Annotated in this window: 18 protein-coding genes and 4 pseudogenes; 13 read left to right on the forward strand and 9 right to left on the reverse strand. The window is 57.2% G+C overall.

From position 1 onward, the window contains the following. Positions 1-187: 187 nt before the first annotated feature. Complete coding sequence (locus F3I62_RS19440; RefSeq protein ID WP_160491337.1) at positions 188-1,096, forward strand: LysR substrate-binding domain-containing protein; 909 nt, start codon at positions 188-190, stop codon at positions 1,094-1,096. Between the two features lie 2 nt (positions 1,097-1,098). Here the strand turns inward: F3I62_RS19440 and F3I62_RS19445 are convergent, their stop codons facing one another. Both F3I62_RS19445 and F3I62_RS19450 read right to left on the reverse strand, forming a co-directional pair. Further along, positions 1,099-1,620 (reverse strand): DinB family protein, encoded by a 522-nt coding sequence (locus F3I62_RS19445; RefSeq protein WP_160491299.1) that lies wholly within the window; start codon positions 1,618-1,620, stop codon positions 1,099-1,101. Positions 1,621-1,729: 109 nt separating this feature from the next. Then, positions 1,730-2,620: a LysR family transcriptional regulator gene (locus F3I62_RS19450; protein WP_160491300.1), complete on the reverse strand. Its 891-nt coding sequence runs from the start codon at positions 2,618-2,620 to the stop codon at positions 1,730-1,732. A 129-nt stretch (positions 2,621-2,749) separates the two neighbouring features. Between F3I62_RS19450 and F3I62_RS19455 the strand changes: the two genes are divergently transcribed. Together F3I62_RS19455 and F3I62_RS19460 are read left to right on the forward strand one after the other, a co-directional pair. Further along, complete coding sequence (locus tag F3I62_RS19455) at positions 2,750-3,580, forward strand: oxidoreductase (RefSeq protein ID WP_160491301.1); 831 nt, start codon at positions 2,750-2,752, stop codon at positions 3,578-3,580. 23 nt (positions 3,581-3,603) lie between these two features. Continuing rightward, on the forward strand, positions 3,604-3,867 hold the full coding sequence (locus tag F3I62_RS19460) for a DUF2790 domain-containing protein (protein ID WP_305984947.1): 264 nt from the start codon (positions 3,604-3,606) through the stop codon (positions 3,865-3,867). Positions 3,868-3,920: 53 nt separating this feature from the next. Here the strand turns inward: F3I62_RS19460 and F3I62_RS19465 are convergent, their stop codons facing one another. Then, positions 3,921-4,658, reverse strand: coding sequence for a nucleotidyltransferase family protein (locus F3I62_RS19465; RefSeq protein WP_305984949.1), 738 nt, complete (start codon positions 4,656-4,658; stop codon positions 3,921-3,923). Between the two features lie 121 nt (positions 4,659-4,779). On the opposite strand from F3I62_RS19465, the gene F3I62_RS19470 reads away from it, so the two are divergent. The 4 genes and pseudogenes from F3I62_RS19470 to F3I62_RS19485 all read left to right on the forward strand — a co-directional run bounded on the left by F3I62_RS19470 (position 4,780) and on the right by F3I62_RS19485 (position 8,729). Beyond that, a complete protein-coding gene (locus F3I62_RS19470) occupies positions 4,780-5,025 on the forward strand; it encodes a c-type cytochrome (protein ID WP_256667833.1) in 246 nt (81 codons plus the stop codon). Between the two features lie 79 nt (positions 5,026-5,104). Next, positions 5,105-5,572: a (2Fe-2S)-binding protein gene (locus F3I62_RS19475; RefSeq protein ID WP_160491303.1), complete on the forward strand. Its 468-nt coding sequence runs from the start codon at positions 5,105-5,107 to the stop codon at positions 5,570-5,572. Between the two features lie 2 nt (positions 5,573-5,574). After that, the gene (locus F3I62_RS19480; RefSeq protein WP_160491304.1) at positions 5,575-7,749 is read left to right on the forward strand and encodes a xanthine dehydrogenase family protein molybdopterin-binding subunit; all 2,175 of its coding nucleotides are present in this window, start codon (positions 5,575-5,577) and stop codon (positions 7,747-7,749) included. A 15-nt stretch (positions 7,750-7,764) separates the two neighbouring features. Then, a pseudogene (locus tag F3I62_RS19485) lies at positions 7,765-8,729 on the forward strand (GTP 3',8-cyclase MoaA). Here the strand turns inward: F3I62_RS19485 and F3I62_RS19490 are convergent. From F3I62_RS19490 to F3I62_RS19495, 3 genes are all read right to left on the reverse strand, one after another. Further along, the gene (locus tag F3I62_RS19490; RefSeq protein WP_160491305.1) at positions 8,726-9,898 is read right to left on the reverse strand and encodes an XdhC/CoxI family protein; all 1,173 of its coding nucleotides are present in this window, start codon (positions 9,896-9,898) and stop codon (positions 8,726-8,728) included. The pseudogene F3I62_RS19485 and the gene F3I62_RS19490 sit on opposite strands and share 4 nt — an antisense overlap. 358 nt (positions 9,899-10,256) lie before the next feature. Then, on the reverse strand, positions 10,257-10,502 hold the full coding sequence (locus tag F3I62_RS20200; protein ID WP_178122539.1) for a heme utilization protein: 246 nt from the start codon (positions 10,500-10,502) through the stop codon (positions 10,257-10,259). Positions 10,503-10,847: 345 nt separating this feature from the next. Continuing rightward, positions 10,848-11,426 carry a helix-turn-helix domain-containing protein gene (locus F3I62_RS19495; RefSeq protein WP_256667834.1) on the reverse strand — a complete coding sequence of 193 codons (579 nt, stop codon included), beginning with the start codon at positions 11,424-11,426 and terminating at the stop codon, positions 10,848-10,850. A gap of 71 nt (positions 11,427-11,497) precedes the next feature. Here F3I62_RS19495 and F3I62_RS19500 point away from each other — a divergent pair, with 71 nt between their 5' ends. Both F3I62_RS19500 and F3I62_RS19505 read left to right on the forward strand, forming a co-directional pair. Continuing rightward, complete coding sequence (locus F3I62_RS19500; protein ID WP_160491306.1) at positions 11,498-11,794, forward strand: hypothetical protein; 297 nt, start codon at positions 11,498-11,500, stop codon at positions 11,792-11,794. Continuing rightward, on the forward strand, positions 11,787-13,109 hold the full coding sequence (locus tag F3I62_RS19505) for a DUF1329 domain-containing protein (RefSeq protein ID WP_178122540.1): 1,323 nt from the start codon (positions 11,787-11,789) through the stop codon (positions 13,107-13,109). Before F3I62_RS19500 ends, F3I62_RS19505 begins: the two co-directional genes overlap by 8 nt. Before the next feature lie 349 nt (positions 13,110-13,458). Here F3I62_RS19505 and F3I62_RS20360 read toward each other — a convergent pair. Continuing rightward, positions 13,459-13,861, reverse strand: a pseudogene (locus F3I62_RS20360) (integrase); the annotation flags it as partial. 257 nt (positions 13,862-14,118) lie between these two features. On the opposite strand from F3I62_RS20360, the gene F3I62_RS19510 reads away from it, so the two are divergent. The 4 genes and pseudogenes from F3I62_RS19510 (at position 14,119) to F3I62_RS19525 (ending at position 19,198) form a co-directional block, all read left to right on the forward strand. Then, on the forward strand, positions 14,119-15,210 hold the full coding sequence (locus tag F3I62_RS19510) for an efflux RND transporter periplasmic adaptor subunit (protein ID WP_160491307.1): 1,092 nt from the start codon (positions 14,119-14,121) through the stop codon (positions 15,208-15,210). 1 nt (position 15,211) lies between these two features. Then, positions 15,212-18,331 (forward strand): efflux RND transporter permease subunit, encoded by a 3,120-nt coding sequence (locus F3I62_RS19515; protein ID WP_160491308.1) that lies wholly within the window; start codon positions 15,212-15,214, stop codon positions 18,329-18,331. Between the two features lie 37 nt (positions 18,332-18,368). Further along, positions 18,369-18,515: pseudogene (locus F3I62_RS19520) on the forward strand (hypothetical protein); the annotation flags it as partial. A gap of 185 nt (positions 18,516-18,700) precedes the next feature. Next, positions 18,701-19,198 (forward strand): ProQ/FinO family protein, encoded by a 498-nt coding sequence (locus F3I62_RS19525; RefSeq protein ID WP_160491310.1) that lies wholly within the window; start codon positions 18,701-18,703, stop codon positions 19,196-19,198. 324 nt (positions 19,199-19,522) lie between these two features. On the opposite strand, the gene F3I62_RS19530 is transcribed toward F3I62_RS19525, so the two are convergent. Both F3I62_RS19530 and F3I62_RS19535 read right to left on the reverse strand, forming a co-directional pair. After that, complete coding sequence (locus F3I62_RS19530; RefSeq protein ID WP_160491342.1) at positions 19,523-19,939, reverse strand: organic hydroperoxide resistance protein; 417 nt, start codon at positions 19,937-19,939, stop codon at positions 19,523-19,525. Between the two features lie 215 nt (positions 19,940-20,154). After that, positions 20,155-20,396 (reverse strand): annotated as a pseudogene (locus F3I62_RS19535) (phage infection protein); the annotation flags it as partial.

Genomic DNA, 20,396 nt, shown 5'->3' on the forward strand with positions numbered 1-20,396 from the left:
GACTATCGACGTTAGCGATGCCTGCAGAAGGCTTCCCAGCGATCTGTCGCCATGCGCCGACCGGTGGTTGTCGGACGCATCGGCACCAGGGGGCCTAGGGGGGGCTGTTGCAAACTGTTCACCACCGCTCGTCAAGGCGGCGCGTCTTGCTATCTTGGAGACGCCGGTGAGCACGAAGGTAACAGCAATGAACCGGAATGAGCTGCGTCGTGTCGATCTGAACCTGCTCGTGGTTTTCGAGACGCTAATGTTCGAGAAAAACCTTACCCGAGCAGGAGAGAAGCTCTTCCTGGGCCAACCGGCGGTCAGTGCGGCGCTTGCTCGTCTAAGAGTTCTTTTTGACGATCCGTCGCTGGTGAGAAGCGGCAGGGGGGTTGAGCCTACGGCTCGAGCCTGGGTGATTCTGAAAGAACTGCAGCCAGCCTTAGATACCATTCCAAGCGCAGTAAGTCGGGCGCGAGAATTTGACCCGGCTACAAGCAGAGACAGCTTTCGGATTGGTCGGTCTGACGATGCTGAATTTGGTCTCTTCCCCGAGCTGCTAAAGCACATTCGCGATGAGGCGCCTCACGTGATAGTCGTGGTGCGGCGAGTCAATTATTTGGTCTTGCCAGGCATGCTGGCATCCGGAGAAATATCGGTTGGCGTGAGCTACACCCAGGACCTGCCCGCCAATGCCAAACGCAAGAAGTTGCGAGAGATGCGGGTGAAAGTTCTCCGAGGGGACAACTTGCCAGGGACTCTGACCTTAGACGACTTCTGTTCCCGGCCTCACGCGCTGGTGTCGTTTTCCGGTGACCTGAGCGGCAATATCGATAATGACTTGGCGAAGGTGGGGGGCTCACGCCATGTAGTGCTGGCCGTGCCGCAGTTCAGTGGATTGCGCTGCATATTTTCCGGCACAGAGTTATTGGCTTCGGTACCTGATTATGTAGCTGCGGCGTTGATTCAAGATACCGATTTGCGCGCGGATGATCCTCCGTTCCCCATCGTTACATCCGACCTGTGCATGGTTTGGAGTGAGGGCACGGATAATGACCCTGCCGAGGGTTGGCTCATAGGGAAAATTACACAGCATATGTCAGCGCCGACGTAGATTCAGCATGAGAGAGTTGCAGCGCAACTAACTTCCGTCAGATAGACACATAGATCGGTAACAGGCGGCGGAGCTGGAATCTCAAAGTACAGCTGCGTTATCCAGCCACGATGGAAGGTGGCGTGGTTTGCGACATGTAGGAACATGGTTCCGACCGTCATGACGCCGGCCTTTCCGGAGAGAAAATGGAAATCCAAAGCCTTTGAAAGTGAGTCTTCAGTTTGCTGTTTCGCCCACGAAACGAACCACTCGTTCATTTCTTCTTGGGCCTGACACAGGTCGGCTAATGTGGGGTAGGGGATTTCCATTCGAGACTTGTAGCCGTGCTCACGCTGTAGAATGTTTGCCTGCCAAATCCGGTCTATCACGTAGACGTGATTCAGAATGCCTATGAAATTCTTGAGCGGGCCTGGGCGCTCCTTCATGAGCTCTTCCGGAGGGAGCTCTGAAAGGCTTGTGAATAACACTTGATCTGCCCAGCGCTTGTACTGGGCAAACAGGATGGCTGTGCTTGGGATGATCATCGGGCACCTCTGCACGTCACAGGCTGATGAGGTATCTCACAACCCATCCGTATAGCTCAGGAGGTCTCTGTGGTCCATCCGCTGCGGGGCCTATTCACGATCTGCATGATTAGCGAGCTTCGCGAGCAAAGTCGATGAACGCTTTGAGCGTCGCAGGCACGTGCCTTCGGCTTGGGTAGTAGAGGTGAAGGCCTGGGTAGTACGGACACCAATCATCCAATACTTGAATCAAGCGTCCATCTGCTAGGTGGTCCTTGACCATCTCCTCGAAGACATAGGCTAGACCGACGCCGGCTACGGCTGGGTCCACCATGAGGCCAACGTCATCCAGTGTAAGGGGGCCATCCACTTCGATCTCTTGTGCAATTCCACCTCGCTCGAACTCCCACCGATAGAACGTGCCGCTCGGGAATCGATGGCGGATGCAAGGTAACCCGTGCAAATCGCTTGGCTTCTGGGGCTTTGCAAATCGGGCAAAGTAATCTGGAGAGCCAACCACCACGGAGCGCATGTTAGGGCCGATTGCGAGCGAAATCATGTCGGCCTCAAGCCGTTCTCCGAAGCGGACCCCTGCATCAAACCCGCCGGAAACGACATCCACCAAGGCGTCGTCAGCGACGATCTCGAGCCGCACCTCTGGGTAGCTCTCCAGAAATCTGCTGGCCAGCGGTAGCAGCACTAACTGGACTGCCGGGCGTCCGGCTGTGATCCGCAATGTGCCAGACGGTTTGTCTCGGAAGTTATTGAGATCTTCAAGCGCGTCGGCGATGTCGAGGAAGGCTGGGCGCACACGCGAATAAAGACGTTCACCCGCGGGGGTCAGTGCGACGCTGCGGGTTGTCCTGTTGAGCAACCGCACCCCTAAGCGGGCCTCCAGAGATCGGAGAGCGTGACTCAGAGCTGACGGTGAGAGCCCCAGCTCAATCGCCGCTCGGCTAAAGCTGAGGTGATTTGCGATGCATAGAAACACTGAAAGATCGGCGGGAGATACGGATTTCATTTGTGAATTTTACTCAGTAGCTCATGCAAATTTATTGGGATTATCACATCAGTACTCGAGCCTTAGAGTTGCGTCAACTCATCAAGAAGACCTCGCAATGGTGCAGGGTCCTTAAACGGAGGAGTTGAAATGCGTACTTGGTTCATTACTGGAGCATCTCGTGGTTTCGGCGCCCTAATCGCTGAGAAGGCCCTGCGTACTGGCGATGCTGTTATCGCCACTGCACGTAACCCCGAGGACATAGTGGCTCGCCTTGGTGGCCACCCAAATCTGCTGGCGGTGCGGTTGGACGTCACTCGCGAAGCCGAAGCTCATCAAGCTGTTGCCGAGGGGATCAAGCAGTTCGGGCGCATCGACGTTCTGGTCAACAACGCGGGCTTTGGTGTGCTGGGTGCTGTGGAAGAGACCAGTGCAAGCGAGACCGAACGCCTTTTCTCCACCAACGTATTTGGCCTGCTCAACGTCACTCGGGCAGTACTGCCTCATATGCGTCGTCAACGCTCAGGTCGTGTGATCAATATTTCTTCCTTGGGCGGTTACGGGGCCTATTTCGGTTGGGGCGTTTATGGCGCCACGAAATTTGCGGTAGAAGGGATCAGCGAGGCTATGTACCAAGAGCTGGCGCCGCTGGGCATTCACGTGACGGTGGTTGAGCCCGGCTTCTTCCGCACGGACTTCCTGGATGAGCAGTCGCTTGTAAAAACCGCCCTCGAGCTGCCGGACTACGAGGAGACCGTAGGGGTGATGCGCCGCTTTGCCAAGGACGCTAACCATGCGCAGCCGGGCAATCCGATTAAGCTCGCAGAGTCGATCGTGCGTTTGGTGGATTCAGCTACCCCCCCGCAGCGGCTGCCTCTTGGAAGCGATGCCGTAGCACGCATCGAGGCCAAGCATAAGTTCGTTGAAGCTGAGTTGGCCGAGTGGAGGGAGTTGGCCCTATCCACTGATTTCGCATCCTGAAATCGCATCTCGGAGGAATGATCATGAAGATGCTCATTTCGATAGCAGGGCTGTTGGTTGCTGGTCAGGTGGCTGCCGCCGAGATTGGGGTTTGGTCACCTCATCAGTCGCGCATGCTGGTTGTCGAGTATCAAGCTAGCCAGGATCTGGATATCGCTCGAGTCATCTCTCACAGCAAGATACCTGTGGTCTGCAAGGTCGTTCCTGTCGAGATGGTGTATGAGGACTCGAAGGGCGAACGTCGTGTCCACCGATATCAGGTCATGGGTACGGGCTGCTTGGGGTAGCAACAGTTCGAGTCATCCCCACCTTCGAGGCGGTCGCGAGAGCGGCCGCCTCGCTATTTTGAAGAGTCCCGAGATAAGTCCGCCACGGTGTCCACATCCAGCAAGACACCAGGATCATCAACATCCAGCAGATCGACTGCATCGGGGAAGCTATCCATGACACTTTTGGCTCCTCGATCCCCGTTTAGATCACACAAGTAGGGCCAGAAATTACGCCCGAAAAGCACAGGGTGTCCGCGCTGCTGGGCATATCTCGGAACGACAATCCGTGAGGGGGACGCATGAGTTGCCAGCGTCAAGAGAGTGCGTGGTTTTATGTGCGGCATGTCTGCGAGGCAAATTGCGACGCTGCTCGCCTTGGAGCGTTGGATCAGCTCACGCGTCCCGACTGAAATGCTATGCCCCATACCCTGCGTCGTCGCTGAGTCCTGAATCACTCGAACGCCACCCATAAGCCTCATGTCCACAGGGGCGTCATCGGGGCGTAGGACTAGCCAGATCTCCTCAAAGCTAGCGTGAAGAGGCGTCAAGCTGGCATTAAGCAAGGTGGCTCCGTCACTTAGGATCACTTTGCGTTTGTCACTTCCAAAGCGGCGGCTGTATCCGGCGGCAAGGACCAGAGCGGCGACTCCCCGAGTGCATTCGTCTTTTGCCATTGGTATCGGATTCATCTGCACCTCGACTTCTACCCCTGGTTCGTAAAGCGTCTTTATGCCGCTACGGTCTTTCGAAATAACCCCTAATTGCCACCGTTTCTCAATCAAATCCTTGTTACAAATGTCGGTCGTCATACGCTGGTCGAGTACTAGCCTTAATTGGTCAGCGATCGGTGGAGTGAAGCTCATGCGGAGATTAGTTATCGGGATTCTAGTGCTTAGCGCTGTCGGAATGCCGGCCGCTCAAGCTCAAGACATGACCAGTCTACTGCAGGCAAATGCCTGCTCCGCTTGCCACCAAGCGGAGGCCCGTATGGTCGGGCCGTCATGGAAAGAGATTGCTGATCGCTATCGGGATGGAAGCAAGACCGCAGCTCAACTGAGCGAAAGTATTAAAAACGGAGGCTCAGGTATTTGGGGCGCGGTGCCAATGCCACCTCAGGTACAACTGAACGACGCTGACCGGTTGAGTATCGCTGAGTGGATTCTTAGCAGCCACTGACCTGTCCGACTTCTAGAAAGCCAATTACGCCGCGCCTCAGGGGCGGTGCGATTCGTTACCGGTTTAGCGAGGAGGCTGTATGAATCATAAGCTCAAGATCAATGGCACCGAGGTTCAGGTGGACGTCGATCCTGACACTCCATTGCTATGGGTTCTGCGAGACGTCTTAGGCATGACGGGAACGAAGTTCGGCTGTGGGATGGCGCTTTGTGGTGCCTGTACCGTCCATATGAACGGCAACGCCGTCCGTTCCTGCATCATGCCTGTGAGCGCTCTCGCCGGGGCGGAAATCACCACGATTGAAGCCGTCGGCAATACGCCTGTAGGCAAGCGCGTCCAGGAGGCTTGGCTCGCCCATGAAGTGGTGCAATGTGGCTACTGCCAAGCTGGTCAGATTATGTCTGCAACCGCTTTGCTCCAAACCAACTCCAATCCGAACGATAGCGAAATAGACGGCGCTATGGCCGGCAATATTTGTCGCTGTGGTACTTACGCAAGGATTCGCGAGGCAATCAAGTCGGCTTCCGAGTCCAGAGCGGAGGGCTGATCATGATCGATGCACTTCGTAGTGGAGATGATTCTGATGGCATAAGCCGTCGTGGGTTCTTGAAGGCGGGTATGGCAGTGGGCGGCGGGCTTCTGATCAGCTTTACGCTGCCAGGCCTGATGCGAGGAGCGTTCGCCGAATCTGGAGAGTTCACGCCGAACGCTTATGTGCGAATAGACCGCGAAGGGAGGGTGTTCCTCACTATACAGCCCGTGGAAATGGGGCAGGGCACCTACACCTCAATGCCAGCCCTGATTGCAGAGGAGCTGGAAGTCGGCCTGGATCGCGTCATTGTTGAGCATGCTCCGGCAGACGATAAGCGATATGCCAATCCGGCGCTTGGTTTCCAAGTAACCGGTGGTTCGACTTCTGTCCCCGCCAATTGGAAGCCGCTACGTGAAGCTGGAGCCGCTGCTCGAGTGTTGTTGGTTGCGGCGGCGGCGAAGGAATGGGGAGTATCCGCCGATAGCTGTAAAGCAGAGAACGGCGAGGTACTGCACCCCGCCAGCGGTCGTAAGCTTGGCTATGGCGCACTGGTAGACACAGCGGCCACGCTTGCTGTTCCAGAAAGCGTACCGCTCAAGGATCCGAAGAACTTCAAGCTGATAGGAACCCCCGCGAAGCGCACCGACTCGCCGGACAAAGTTGTGGGCAAGGCGGTGTTCGGTATCGACGCTCGGCCAGAGGGCATGAAGGTCGCCGCGATCATGTTGTGCCCAATAATTGGGGGCACACTTGATGATGTGGATCCGGCACCTGCGCTTGCGATCAATGGTGTTCGGCAGGTACTGCGCACCGACAATTCAGTGGCAGTCGTGGCGGACCATACTGGCGCGGCTCGTAAAGGCCTCGCAGCCTTGAATATCAAATGGAATGGTGGAGCAAATTCCACCGTCTCCAGCGAGCAGATGCTTCAGAAAATGAAAGAGGCGTCTGAGCAACCAGGGATTCAGGTCCGCAGTGAAGGCAATGTCGAGGATGCTTTTGCCAAAGCAGCGCAGAAGCTGGAAGTCACTTACCAAGTCCCATTTCTGGCTCATGCCTGCTTAGAGCCAGTGAACTGTACCGTTCATGTCAGAAAGGATGCTTGCGACCTCTGGTTGGGCATTCAGGTACCTGCTCGTGCTAAGTCGGTTGCGGCGCAGATCACCGGTCTTCCAGAAGAATCTGTACAGGTACACAACCACCTGATTGGAGGGGGATTTGGACGGCGTCTTGAGGTCGATTTCGTGGCCGACGCGGTCAAGTTAGCCAAGCAGGTAGATTTTCCTCTTAAGGTGATTTGGTCACGTGAGGAGGACACTCGGCATAGCACCCTCCGCCCCGCGCACTACAACCATCTCAGCGCAGCTTTAGACAGCGAAGGACTTCCAATCGCATGGACACACAAGGTCACTGGCGCCTCCATATTGGCTCGGTGGCTACCGGCGGCGTTCAAAGATGGTATCGATGGTGACGCGGTACGAGATGCCAGCGGTCCATATGCCTTCCCCAATTTGAGTGTGCACTACGTTCGCCACGAGCCGCCGAGTGGGATCCTTCCCGCGTTCTGGCGAGGTGTTGGGCACACTCAGAATGCATTCATGGTGGAAGGGCTGCTCGACGAACTAGTGCATATGGCCAAAGCGGATCCCTTTGAATATCGATATCCGCTGTTGAAAGACCACCCACGTGCCATTGAGGTACTGAAGCTGCTGAGAGAAAAGTCGGGATGGGACACTCCGTTGCCGTCTGGACATGGCCGCGGCCTCGCTTTGACCTACTGCTTCAGCACCTACGCTGCCCAAGTCGCGGAGGTGAGCGTTAACGCTAATGGTGAGGTCCGGGTACACAGGGTCACTTCCGTGGTGGACTGCGGCATCGCGATCAATCCGGACAGTGTGGTTGCGCAAGTTCAGGGGGGGACCATCTTCGGCCTAACAGCAGCGCTTTTCGGGAACATCACCTTTAAAGACGGCCGCATGGAGCAGGGAAATTTTGACACCTATCGGATGCTCAGAATCAACGAAGCCCCCCTAATGGAGACTCACCGAGTCGAGAGTCTGGAGGCCCCAGGAGGTTTAGGTGAGGTATCGACTGTGACTATCGCCCCTGCAGTGGTGAATGCCGTTTTCGCCGCTACAGGCAAGAGGTTGCGCAGTCTCCCAATCAACTCAGGAGAGCTTCGTTCAGCCTGATCAGGAGCTTTGGTCGTGATAGTAGACCGGCAAGGGCGAAGCTTTCGTAGTCTTCGAGTCAGCCTTACCGCCGCCTGCAATTATGCCTGCACCTACTGTGTGCCGGATGGCAGGCGGCTGGTGGCCACGAGCGAGGAATTGTCTGCCGAGCGCCTGGCCCGCTGTGTTGCCCTTTTGGTCGCATTGGGCGTCGAGCGGTTGCGGATTACCGGAGGCGAGCCGCTAGTCAGCAACAAGCTCGAGCCGTTTTTAGATTTGATCTCCGGCTTGGGGATCAAGGACATCGCCCTCACCAGTAACGGCCAATTGCTGGCTCAGCGATTGCCACTCCTGGTTCGACACGGAGTTCGCCGTCTTAACATTTCCTTGGATACGCTCGACGCCTGAGCATTTAGGGCTATCGCTCGGTCGGGGGATCTCGCCAGCGTTCTGCACGGCTTGGAGCTAGCCCGTGAAGCTGGACTGCTGATCAAGTTAAATATGGTGCCGCTGCGTGGCGTCAACGACACCCAGATACTGTCGATGCTGGAGTACTGTCTCGAGCGTGGATTCGAGCTACGTTTCATCGAGCTCATGCGTATGGGGCATTTGGCGTTAGACACTGTGAGCTTCGCACGGCAGTACTTTGCCATGAGTGCAATTTTCGAGCTGATTGACAAGCAGTTTTCCTACGCGCAGGCCCCAGCCCCTTGGACTCGACTGCCCTGCGCTATGAGATTCCCAGGTTGGGCTACTTTGGCATCATTGCCAATGAAAGTGCTCCCTTCTGTCGAACCTGCTTTCGGCTGCGCTTATCCTCAACCGGGTGGATTCATGGCTGCCTCTCGTCCAGTAACCGACACGCCATAGCTCCATTGCTAGACAAGCCTGACAGCGAGGCATTGTCCGAGTTACAACAATTGTTGGCAGGTGCCCTGGCCGGCAAGCGGGACAGTAGCTTTTCCGGCGCTCTGATTCCAATGAAGGCAATCGGTGGCTAGGACGTGGCTGCCCGTGTCAGGTGATCCAGAACTTGCTCAGTATCATGAATGGAGGATACGCGCTGCTTCAAATTGCCGCCGTTGCGACCGTTAAAGTGAGCGGTAATTTCAGCCACAAGAGATAGCGCGATCCCTTCCGGGGTATCGCCACCGATGTCGAGACCCATAGGATAATGCAATTGTTCAAATGCCGGCTTCTCTCGGCTGTTGGGAATCTCGCCTAGCAATCGCTCCGTGCGAGAGCGAGGGCCCAATTGGCCTATGTAGGCAGGAGCCTGGTTCAGGGCCTCAGCCAGCCAGTGACGATCCTGGGAGTAGCTGTGAGTCATGATGATCACAGCAGCATCCGTGATCAGATCGGAGGGTACCGGGCCTGAATCCAGCGTTAAGTTCAGCACCTGCTCGGCACTGGGAAATCGATCATGCCTCGCAAAGTGGCTTCGCGCGTCTATCACGGTGACCCGCCATCCTTGCTGTCTGGCCATCATGGCTACCGGTTGCGCGTCGTGTCCTGCTCCGAATACCACTAGCCTGCGCGGTGGGGGTAAGTACTCACAGAGTATTTCGACTTCGTCGAGGCCTAGGTCATGGCGATGCAACGCAGTTCGCCGGCGGCTAAGCGCATGCTTAAGATCTTCAGCCAGCAAATCGACAAACGATGCCTGGACGCCGCCGCCTTGAAGGAGTTCCCCGGCGGTTGACATAGCCACACGTGCCCCGATCAAAGTCTTTGCCTCACCGGTGCCAGCAATCACCGTCGCCAATGCCGCGGGGCGCTTCTCCTGGATGACCTGACGCATTAACTGCGCGGGCAAAAATGGCTGCGAGGCTCGCACGCGCTCAAGCATGATATGTACAGTGCCATTGCACCCTAACCCAAAGGCCAGCTCTTCTTCTTCGCCGGCCTCATCTCCTGGCACTCCAGTACTGTATGTGCGTAAAACTGGCAGCCCTTGCTCCGTTAACCACCATGCCTTCTTGGACAGATCGCTTTCAAGGCAGCCCCCGCTGACCGTCCCCACGGAGTTGCCGATTTTTGGAATGAGCATTCGCGCTCCGGGCCGCCGGTACGCTGAGCCCTCAACTTTCACGACAGTAGCCAGCACAGCCTCCTCGTTATGGATGGCTAGCTCCTCCAGAGCCTCCAATAGCTTGTCGATATCGCTCATGGGCTGCAGTCCCGTTTCGCTCTGACTGGCTATCAGGGTAGTCCGGTATCGGCGCCTATCCACGTGCCTACCGGAGGGACTGTTTTCTAAATGCTTCGCTGACAATGTGAATCGCCCCGGCTTTCTTGTAGGCCCCCAGATGAGGCCATGAGAAAGACCATGACATATGCCCCTGAAGTCCGGGAGCGTGCGTGCGTATTGTTCTGGGGCACTTGATCGACTATCCGTCGTAGTGGGCGGCCATTGAGGCCCAAGGGCCGCCTTCCACAGTTAACAAGCAGGCTTGAGCTTGGTGGCCTGACTTAAACGAAATACTTTGGAGTTGTTCTATTGGGTATTCCCGAAGTGAGGAAGTCTTTCACGCAGTACGCTTACCGCCTACGCGATAGCAGCCATCTTCTGCGAACAGCTTGCCACCGACGCGGTCGGAGCCATCTTCGGCGATGCGCTTGCCACCGACGCGGTCGGAACCGTCCTCGACAACCATTGCGTCGAAAACGTGTTCGGTACCACTGGTAACTGCATTGGTTTGATAGGTAGAGGCCATAACGATGTTGGCTGCCAGGGCTGCACTTACGAGGCTGAGCATGGCTTGAGTTTTCATGGCGCTGCACTCCGTAGAGGGTTATGACTGGGTACGGAGTTGATGTTACGGATGGCCGGCGAGTAGAGAACTTCATAAGGTCGATGCTGACTATCGACGTTAGCGATGCCTGCAGAAGGCTTCCCAGCGATCTGTCGCCATGCACCGACAGGTGGCTGTCGGACGCATCGGCACCAGGGGGCCTAGGGGCTATGGCCCTGTGCTTGGGGGGAGATCTAAGTAAGCTGCCAGCAGTGCTTTATTTGCTATGTAGATGTATTAACAATGTGTCAGATTTGAAGGCTACAGGGTTGTACGTGATCCATGTTTTCTCAGCTATTTCAGAGTCGTTCATGCTATTTAAAGTTATGATTGAGTTTCACGCTGTTGCTGTTTTGAAGCTTGTATTAAAGCTCCTAGTCGTTGCTTGATGGCATTGTCGGCTCCAGGGCCGGGAAGTAGGCCGAGATCGGATAGTTCGACACTTCTGCCGTCGCTGTCAGTTAGTCGAACGGGTGAAATAGACGCGCCTGTCTTCTTGTTTATCGGCTGTACCGGCGAGCCATTAGGCAGAGGGTTCCAATTATCCCCCCACTGCAATATTGCAATGATAATCACATGAAGCGCGCGGCCTTTTTCTGTTAACTTGTATTCGACTCCTGATGCGCCTTGGCTTTTCGCAATTACACCATGTTGCTGTAGGAGCTTTAGCCGCCTAGACAAAATCCCTGTGGATATTTCAAGGTTTCTTTGGAATTCGTCAAATTTACTGGCGCCCCAAAGTAATTCCCGAATAATCAGCAAGTTCCACCAGTCGCCAAGGATATCTACTGAGCGTGCTACAGAGCAGTTTCGATCTTCGAATGTGACTCTTTCCATTGCGCTGGTACCCAGATCTGGGCGGGCTCGCCTGGCCCGCATGAGAAAACCGTTGACAGCTTTCATGATAGCACCTATTTTTTGCCTCGTGAACTTCTATTATAGAAGCTGATGATCGCTACTCTCGAGGTCTATCCATGATCAAGCCCCTACTCGCTGCATCGGCCCTTCTCGCTGCCGCAGCAACGCAAGCAGAGCCTCACAGCTCCTGCATCACGAACGAGCTAGACGAACACTCGGTAACGGCTGAGCTGGCGATGGTCCAAGGCAAATGCCATCTGACTTACGCCTCTGCTAACCCTGACGATGTTCCCTCGCTCGAATACGCGCACAGCTGGTTCAAGAAGGCGCAAACGCTTGGTTCGGTCGAGGCGACCAAGGAGCTGAAAGAGGTGGAGCGCAAGCTTCAGTTGACGGGGCATTACAATGAATAAAACAAAGTTGTTATCAATCGTGGCAGCCCTCATGGGGGCTGCTGCCGCTAGTGCTACCTATGCAGGAAATTTCACGCCACTAGGTGCTGATGCTTCTGCAAGCGCGGATGGCTCAATTCCTGCCTGGACCGGAGGATTCAGCGGTAATAGCTCGAAAGATAGGTTTCTTAACCCTTTTGCCGGTGATCCAGTTAAATTTTCGATCAGTTTCGCAAATTACAAACAGTACCAAGATAACCTTACCCCAGGTCAAGTTGAGCATCTGCGCCGCAATCCTGAGGGTTATCAGCTGAATGTATATGAGACCCGGCGCACAGCAAGGCTGCCTGAGCATGTATATGCGGTAGCGAGGGAGAACTCGCAAACAGCGAAGCTGGCGGCTGATGGTAATGGTGTAATTGATTATAAGGGTTACTACCCGTTCATCTTTCCCAAAAGCGGATTAGAGGTTCTTTGGAATCACTTTATGCGCTATCGCGGGGGAAGCTTGTTGAGAGAGCACACGCAGGTAGTAACTCAAGCAAGTGGTGCATTCAGTGAGGTTAGATTGGAAGACCGCGCTGCATGGCCTGAACATCTGAGCGGTTATGACCCTGGGCGTGATGCCAATGTAATGGTGTTCTCCACGCAGAAGGTAACCGCTCCTGCACGATTGGCGGGTAATATTCTCTTAGTTCATGAAACGATTAACCAAGTTGAGCAGCCGCGTTTGGCCTGGCTTTACAACTCTGGTCAAAGAAGGGTGAGGCGAGCCCCTCAGGTCGCTTACGATGGTCCTGGCACTGCTGCGGATGGGCTTAGAACCGCGGATAACTACGACATGTTTAGTGGTTCGCCGGACCGATATGACTGGAAGCTTGAGGGTAAGCAGGAAATATATATCCCCTACAATAACAATGCTTTGGCCAGTAGTGACTTGACCACTGAGAAGCTGATCAAGAAAGGGCATCTTGAACCTTCATATCTAAGATATGAGAAGCATCGAGTGTGGAAGGTTGTTGGTACCTTGAAACCTGGCATGAGACACATTTATGCCAAGCGTGTATTTTATATCGATGAAGATACCTGGCAACTTGCGCTGGCCGAACACTATGATAGCCGTGGTGTTCTCTGGCGGTTCTCTGAAGGTTTCCATGTTCAGTACGATTATGCCGATACGCCTTGGTATGCCGGTGAGGCAATTTATGATTTCACCAGCGGGCGTTACCTTGTCTTTGGTCTGACGTACAATAATAAGAGTCCGATAGCTTTTGGATTTCAAGCTAGTAAGTCTGAGTTCTTGCCGTCGGCGCTGAGGTCTCAGGGCGTTCGCTGATTTGCTAAGAAATAGCGCAATGCCGCGATCGAGTGGCATTGCGCTTTTTAGGCCTCAATTTGCTTAAACAATTATCCCAAATGAACTATCTATAAGCCTGGCGGTTTGTCAGTCGGGCAGGCCACCAGCAGCAAGACAGAGTGGGTAAAGTTAGCCTGCAAGGCGACAATGAAGTCGTGGGCGCTGAAACTATTGAACTGGCTGTTCGCTAGGAAAGGCTCCTGTCTTCCGTTCAGTGGGCATATACCGGGCTCTATCCGTTTTAGTCGCCACAGTGCAGTAGAAAATATGAGCGTCCGCTCCTGGTTGCCCACGTCCTGACATCAATCCCTGCTATGCGTGATCAAACCTAGGTTCGTTCCGCCATCTCAAGGGCTCATCGACCTCTATCCCCAGATTTCGAACGGTTCTCTCCAGATTCCTATGGCCGAGCGGCAATTGAATCTCTCGCAGGTTCGACGTCCTGCCACAGATAAGTGATGCCTTCGGACGTCTCTTTGTGTGAGTGCAGTAGGTGACTGGGTCAAGACCAATGGCATTCGCCCGTACGAGCACATTGCTGTGTGAATAGATGATCTGAGGTATGCAGCTGGCTCGGAAAAGACAGTCCTCGCTGCGGAGCTTGCCTGATGTATCGAGGCCGCGAGAGCAGACCGTGTGTGCTCAGTGATCTCGAGCTGAGTTGGCCTCTGCATTTTCTGCTGCAGCTCCATGGCTCGGGATGACACTCGCTCGCCACTGGCAAAGTCGCGAGCGTGGAACCTGATTAATCAGATGGCCTTCCATGGCCTGTGAGTCGTCTCTGCGACCGGCGGGCACTGAAGCGCATTTCGCATCGCACTGCACCGCTTATTGTTCATTGCTCATCGAGCGCACCTCCTTTGGTCGTTTAATCCTCTGCAGAACACAATAGATGATGACCAGCATTTGATTTTTGCTTTAGATTATTGCCATCATATTATTGCGGTATTCCGCCCCTCTCGAAGCAGTTCCATCTGAGGATCGCCCCATGAAACACCTTGTCCTGCTTGCCCTGATTCCCGCTTCGCTGCTGGTTTTGAGCGGCTGCAATAGCCAAGCTGACACCTTGGGCTCCGCTCCTCAGCCACGGGTAGTACTCGCTACGCACGTGCAATCGGCGTCCCAGCAGGGCTCGCTCTACACCGGCGTGGTAGCGGCTCGCACTACCAGCGATCTGGGCTTTCGGGTCGGCGGCAAGGTGATCGCCCGCAAGGTGGACCCGGGTACCCGCGTCAAGCAAGGCGACGTGCTGCTGGTACTGGACAACACCGACTTCGAGCTGGCCCTGCGCACGGCGCGCAACCAGGTGGCCGCCACTGCAGCCGAGCTGCGCCAGGCCCTTGACGATGAAGCCCGCTACCGTCGCCTGAGCGGAACCGGAGCGGTCTCGCGGCAGATCTACGATCAGGCCAACACCCGCCTGCGGGTGGCCCAGGCCGAGCACGCCGCCGCCGCCGCGGAGGCGGCCCAGGTGGAAAATCGCCGGACCTACTCCACCCTCAAGGCCGACGGAGACGGTGTGATCACCGAGGTACGGGTGGACCGAGGCCAGGTGGTCGCCGAAGGCCAGATCGTCGCCAGCCTCGCCCACGATGGCGCCCGCGAGGCGGTGATCGATATTCCGGAAACCCAGCGTCCGCTCGCCAGCCAGCCGGCCCTGGCCTATCCCTATGGCGCCTCGGGTGACGCCGTGCCCGCCACCCTGCGCGAGCTGTCCGCCGCAGCGGACAGCACCACCCGCACTTTCCGCGCCCGCTACACCCTGGGCGGCGAATCCACGGCCCTGGCTATCGGTTCCACCATCACCCTGCGCCTCGATGGCACGAGCCAGCAACCGTTGCTGCGTGTCCCGCTGGGTGCGCTGCATGACAAGGGCCAGGGCACCGGCGTCTGGGTCATAGGCAATGATGGCAAGGTCGAGCTGCGCGCCGTCAAGGTGGTGCGCCTGGAACAAGAAGAGGCGGTGCTGCAGGGCGGTGTGCAACCGGGCGTACGCATAGTCGCCCTCGGTGCCAACCTGCTCAGCCCTGGCGACAGCGTGCGTGAACTGCCACCCCCATCCCTGGCCCTGGAGCACTGAGATGAGCCGCTTCAACCTCTCCGCCTTCGCGGTGCGCAACCGGGCAATCACCCTGTTCCTGATCCTTGCCACCCTAGCCGCCGGAGCCATCGCCTTTGGCAAGCTGGGGCGTGCCGAAGACCCGTCCTTCACGGTCAAGACCATGACCATCACCGCCGCCTGGCCGGGTGCCACCGCGCGAGAAATGCAGGAGCAGGTGGCCGACCGCCTGGAAAAGCGCCTGCAGGAGCTGGACCTCTATGATCGGGTGGAGACCATCGCCCAGCCCGGCTTCGTCTCCATGAAACTGCAGTATCAGGACTCCACCCGCCCGGGCGACATCCAGGCGCTCTTCTACCAGACCCGCAAGAAGCTCACCGACGAGGCCAAGCGCCTGCCCCGTGGCGTCATCGGGCCGTTCTTCAATGACGAATATTCCGACGTCTATTTCGCCCTCTACGCCCTGGAAGCCGGGCAAATGCCGCACCGCCAGCTGGTGCAGATGGCCGAGGATCTGCGCCAGGGCATGCTGCGCCTGCCCGGCGTGAAGAAGGTCAACATTCTCGGCGAACAGGCCCAACGCATCTTCGTCGAGTTCTCCTACGAGCGCCTGGCCACCCTGGGCCTCAAACCGGAGCAGATTTTCGAAGCGCTGGGCAAGCAGAACGGTGTGGCCCCGGCCGGTTTCGTGGAAACCAGCGGACCGCGCGCCTACATCCGCCTCGACGGTGCCTTTGACAGCCTGAGCCTGATCGAGAATGTGCCGATCAACGCGGGCGGCAAACTGCTACGCATCGCCGACGTCGCCACGGTGCGGCGCGGTTACGAAGACCCACCGACCTACCGCATTCGCCACCAGGGTGAGCCCGCGCTGATGCTCGGCGTGATCATGGAGCCGCACTTCAACGGCCTGGAACTGGACAAGTCGCTGCAGGCTGAAGAAGACCGCATCCACGCCGAACTGCCGCTGGGTGTGAAGTTTGACAAGGTCTCTGACCAGGCCGAGAAGATCCGCATCGCGGTGAACGAGTTCATGCTCAAGTTCTTCGTCGCCCTCGGCGTGGTGATGCTGATCAGCCTGCTGGCCCTGGGCTTTCGCGTGGGCCTGGTGGTGGCCGCCGCGGTGCCGCTGACCCTGGCCATCGTCTTCGTAATCATGCTGCTGACCGGCCGCGAGTTCGACCGCATCACCCTGGGCGCACTGATCCTGTCCCTCGGCCTGCTGGTGGACGACGCCATCATCGCCATCGAGATGATGGTGGTGAAACTGGAGGAGGGCCTCGACCGCATCCAGGCCGCCACTTTTGCCTGGACCTCCACCGCGGCCCCCATGCTGACCGGCACCCTGGTGACCGTGATCGGCTTCCTGCCGGTGGGCTTCGCCAAATCCGGCGCCGGGGAATACGCCGGCAACATCTTCTGGATCGTCGGCTTCGCCCTGCTCGCCTCTTGGGTAGTGGCGGTATTCTTCACGCCCTACCTGGGGGTGAAGATGCTGCCGAAGATCCAGCCGGTGACCGGCGGCCATGATGCGCTCTACGCCACTGCTCGTTACCAGCGCCTGCGCGCCCTGATCACCTGGTGCGTAAACCACCGTAAGACGGTTACCGCTCTGGTGGTGGCGGCCTTCGTCGTCAGCGGCCTCGGCATGGGGGCGGTGAAGAAGCAGTTCTTCCCCAACTCCGACCGTTCCGAGCTGCTGGTGGAGGTCTACATGCCGCCTGGCAGCGCCTTCAAGGCCACCGAAGGCGTGGTCGCCCAGGTGGAGAAGGCACTGCTGGAGGAGCCCCAGACGAAACTGGTGGACGCCTACGTGGGCGGCGGCGCACCGCGCTTCTTCCTGTCCTTGAACCCCGAGCTGCCGGACCCAGCCTTCGCTAAGATCATCGTACAGACGGCGGACTCCAAGTCCCGCGACGCCCTGCGCGAGCGGATGCAGGCACGCATCGCCGCTGGTGAATTCCCCTCGGCGCGGGTGCGAGTCACCCAACTGGTGTTCGGCCCGCCGGTGCCCTTCCCGGTGGTGTTCCGCGTATCCGGCCCGAATCTGGAACAACTGCGACAAATCAGCGAAAACGTGCGCCAGATCGTTGCCGCTAACCCCAAGACCCGAGACACCTTCGTCGACTGGGGCGAGCGTGTCAGCTCCTATCGTCTGGTGCTAGACCAGGATCGCCTGCGCCTGCTCGGCTTCACCCCCGATGAGGTGAAGAGCCAGCTCAACGCCCTGCTCACCGGCAACCCGGTGACCGAGGTGCGCGAAGGCACCCGCACCGTGACGGTGATGGTGCGAGCACAGCATGCCCAGCGGGAGAATCTCGGCGGTATCGAGGGCCTGACCATCACCAACGCCGCCGGCGTTTCGATTCCGCTGGAGCAGGTGGGTCGCTTCCAGCCGGTGATGGAGGAGCCGATCCTCAAGCGCCGCGACCGCGACCTGACCTTCGAGGTACGTGCCGACATCATCAAAGGCACGCAGCCGCCGGATGTAGGGAAAGCCGTGTACGCAGATCTGCAGCCGCTGATCGCCCAGCTGCCGGCTGGCTATCGGGTGACTATCGGCGGCCCGGTGGAAGAAAGCGCCAAGGCCAACAAGGCCCTGGCGGTCCTGTTCCCGGTGATGATTCTGCTGACGCTGGTTGTGATCATGTTCCAGGTGCGCTCCTTCGCCCTGATGTTCATGGTCTTCGCTACCGCGCCGCTGGGCCTGATCGGCGCGGTTCCAGTGCTCCTGCTGTTCAACCAGCCCTTCGGTTTCAACGCCATCCTGGCGCTAATCGGCATCGGCGGCATCCTGATGCGCAACACCCTGATCTTCACCGACCAGATCCAGCAAGAGCAGGCCCACGGCCGCCCTCTGCACGAGGCGATCATCGAAGCCACGGTGCGCCGCGCCCGGCCGGTGCTGCTCACGGCCATGGCCGCCGCGCTGGCCTTCATCCCTCTGACCTTCTCGGTATTCTGGTCTTCCCTTGCTTACGTGCTAATAGGTGGCGTGCTCGTGGGTACCATTCTGACCCTGCTATTCCTACCGGCGCTGTGCGCACTGGTGCTGAGCTTCGGTCGTGCAGCCCTTGTGAGGACGGGGCCCGACTGGGAGGTAATCAGCACCCAGCAGCAGCTTCCTCATCAGGTACATTAAATAGCATGCCGGAACGGGCCGCAGGTTCCGGCATGACGATACCGGCTTGACCGCTGATGGTGAGTTCCGCGATGGCGTTCTTTGCCACGCTGGTGTAGTTCCCTATCTCGCAGATAACGAACCCTCCAAGCTGCTGCAGTGGCTGTCTGCTAATGGCCGTGAGTTGTCGATCGCAAAAGGCTGAAGTCCGCCAGACGTAGGCTTTTGTCCGCAACTGCCGTATACCACGCGGTTCATTTGCTCGTCGGCGAGCGACTGGAATACCGCAATTACTTCATTTGAGCGTGCCGCCCACCAGATAAGGCTGTCCCCAAAGGCTGCATGGGATAACCTTGCACCACGAATCAACCATGAGACTGTGACTTAACGATGGGTTTTGAGCAACTAGCCGAGCTACGTGACCGCCTGCGGGCAGAGAAAGAGCAGGTAAAGATTGATAGCACGAAGCAAAACGAAAGGAAGTCCTCACAGCAAAAACCGCCTAGTGAGCAAGATCCTGCGCTGGAAGCCATCTGGCGATTGCAGAAATACTTTCCATTGGCTTTCCCGGTCAATCCGGCCCCTAAGGTTCCGCTCAAGGAAGGTATTCTCAACGATGCTGAGCAACACCTTGAGCTGCTCGGAATATCCAACGAGCAGCTCAAGCAGGGTATCGCTACCTGGTGCCGGGGAAGTCGATACTGGGCATGCATGACTGAGAATGCCCCACGCTTGGACTTGAGCGGCCAGGCCGTCGGCTCGGTGACAGCGAGTCAAGCGCTGCATGCGAAGCAGCAGGCTAAGCGGCAGCGTGTAAAAGCTCGAGGTAATCCGTCAAAGCGGAAGGAGCGCATCCAAGAATCTGTCGCCGATACCACAACGAAGTAGATCTTGGATTAAACCGATAGGGGTAGGCGGCGAGCCGTGGTCGCTAACCTGCAAAAATGGGGGCTCGAGGATGCTGCTTAATGACTCCTTACGAGCACAGTTACCGGCCAAAACAGGCCGTGGGCACGCTGCTAACGACTTCGTAATCTCCGTGCAGGCTAAGTCGCTTCTTCTCCCCGACTCATGTCGCATTTCCACCGCTCTGTTCAAGCTGCTGAACGAGTTATCCATGGATTGAATCGCCCCAGGTTTTGGTGGCTGCATTCACAGCCACCAGTACTCGGCAATGTAGAAGACTCTACCTACAGCGAGAGGGGAAGTGGATCAGAGGAGTTTAACTTCTGCGTGGATGTTGCCCCGCGTTGCCTTTGAGTATGGACATGCTTGGTGTGCTGCATCCACCACAGCTTGAGCAGTCTCACGATCCATCCCAGGCAAGCTGACGTTCAGGCGTGCTTGAATGAAGTAATCGTTGCCCGCAGTACCTAGGTCTACTTCGGCGTCGACCGCAACGTCTTTCGGGACGGAAACCTTCATCCTGCCGGCCACGACACCGATGGCCCCAATAAAGCACGCTGACCAGCCCGCAGCAAAAAGTTGTTCAGGGTTAGTGCCGACACCTGGGCCACCTGGAGAAGAGTGTTTTATATCCAAGCGTTTGTCAGAGCTGACGGACGCGCCATCCCGCCCCCCAGTGGTATGGACTTTTGCGGTATACAGGACTTTTTCGATCATGGTCATGGTCATGTTGCGCACCTTGCCAGTGAGTTCAGGAAACTACCTGCGACTACATTCAACTGAGTCGGGCTTTAAGCCTAGTAGACCCTCAGGCCTTTCCTAGTGCCTTCCATCTGGACTATTCGTCTTTTCCAGACACATGAAAGCCGGCCAACAGGCCGGCTTTCATGCAAGCAGCAATTGCTCATACTGCGTTATTGCCCTGACAGCTTTTAGTCTTAGGCGACGCGGTCCTGGCTCAGACGATCAGCACCACCTTCGGCGACGCGGTCCTGGCTCAGGCGATCAGCCCCACCTTCGGCAACGCGGTCCTGGCTCAGGCGGTCAGCACCACCTTCTGCGACGCGGTCCTGGCTCAGACGATCGGCACCACCTTCGGCGACGCGGTCCTGGCTCAGGCGACCGGCACCACCTTCGGCGACGCGGTCCTGGCTCAGGCGATCAGCCCCACCTTCGGCAA

The organism is Pseudomonas sp. R-28-1W-6 (genome assembly GCF_009799925.1).
In the GTDB taxonomy this organism is placed as follows: Bacteria; Pseudomonadota; Gammaproteobacteria; order Pseudomonadales; family Pseudomonadaceae; genus Aquipseudomonas.

Coding starts and splice junctions, on each gene's coding strand:
- F3I62_RS19525 (WP_160491310.1), top strand. CDS start 18,701: ATGGGTTTTGAGCAACTAGCCGAGCTACGTGACCGCCTGCGGGCAGAG.
- F3I62_RS19465 (WP_305984949.1), bottom strand. CDS start 4,658: ATGACGACCGACATTTGTAACAAGGATTTGATTGAGAAACGGTGGCAA.
- F3I62_RS19460 (WP_305984947.1), top strand. CDS start 3,604: ATGAAGATGCTCATTTCGATAGCAGGGCTGTTGGTTGCTGGTCAGGTG.
- F3I62_RS19510 (WP_160491307.1), top strand. CDS start 14,119: ATGAAACACCTTGTCCTGCTTGCCCTGATTCCCGCTTCGCTGCTGGTT.
- F3I62_RS19495 (WP_256667834.1), bottom strand. CDS start 11,426: ATGAAAGCTGTCAACGGTTTTCTCATGCGGGCCAGGCGAGCCCGCCCA.
- F3I62_RS19470 (WP_256667833.1), top strand. CDS start 4,780: ATGACCAGTCTACTGCAGGCAAATGCCTGCTCCGCTTGCCACCAAGCG.
- F3I62_RS19505 (WP_178122540.1), top strand. CDS start 11,787: ATGAATAAAACAAAGTTGTTATCAATCGTGGCAGCCCTCATGGGGGCT.
- F3I62_RS19475 (WP_160491303.1), top strand. CDS start 5,105: ATGAATCATAAGCTCAAGATCAATGGCACCGAGGTTCAGGTGGACGTC.
- F3I62_RS19440 (WP_160491337.1), top strand. CDS start 188: ATGAACCGGAATGAGCTGCGTCGTGTCGATCTGAACCTGCTCGTGGTT.
- F3I62_RS19500 (WP_160491306.1), top strand. CDS start 11,498: ATGATCAAGCCCCTACTCGCTGCATCGGCCCTTCTCGCTGCCGCAGCA.
- F3I62_RS20200 (WP_178122539.1), bottom strand. CDS start 10,502: ATGAAAACTCAAGCCATGCTCAGCCTCGTAAGTGCAGCCCTGGCAGCC.
- F3I62_RS19455 (WP_160491301.1), top strand. CDS start 2,750: ATGCGTACTTGGTTCATTACTGGAGCATCTCGTGGTTTCGGCGCCCTA.
- F3I62_RS19530 (WP_160491342.1), bottom strand. CDS start 19,939: ATGACCATGATCGAAAAAGTCCTGTATACCGCAAAAGTCCATACCACT.
- F3I62_RS19450 (WP_160491300.1), bottom strand. CDS start 2,620: ATGAAATCCGTATCTCCCGCCGATCTTTCAGTGTTTCTATGCATCGCA.
- F3I62_RS19480 (WP_160491304.1), top strand. CDS start 5,575: ATGATCGATGCACTTCGTAGTGGAGATGATTCTGATGGCATAAGCCGT.
- F3I62_RS19445 (WP_160491299.1), bottom strand. CDS start 1,620: ATGATCATCCCAAGCACAGCCATCCTGTTTGCCCAGTACAAGCGCTGG.
- F3I62_RS19515 (WP_160491308.1), top strand. CDS start 15,212: ATGAGCCGCTTCAACCTCTCCGCCTTCGCGGTGCGCAACCGGGCAATC.
- F3I62_RS19490 (WP_160491305.1), bottom strand. CDS start 9,898: ATGAGCGATATCGACAAGCTATTGGAGGCTCTGGAGGAGCTAGCCATC.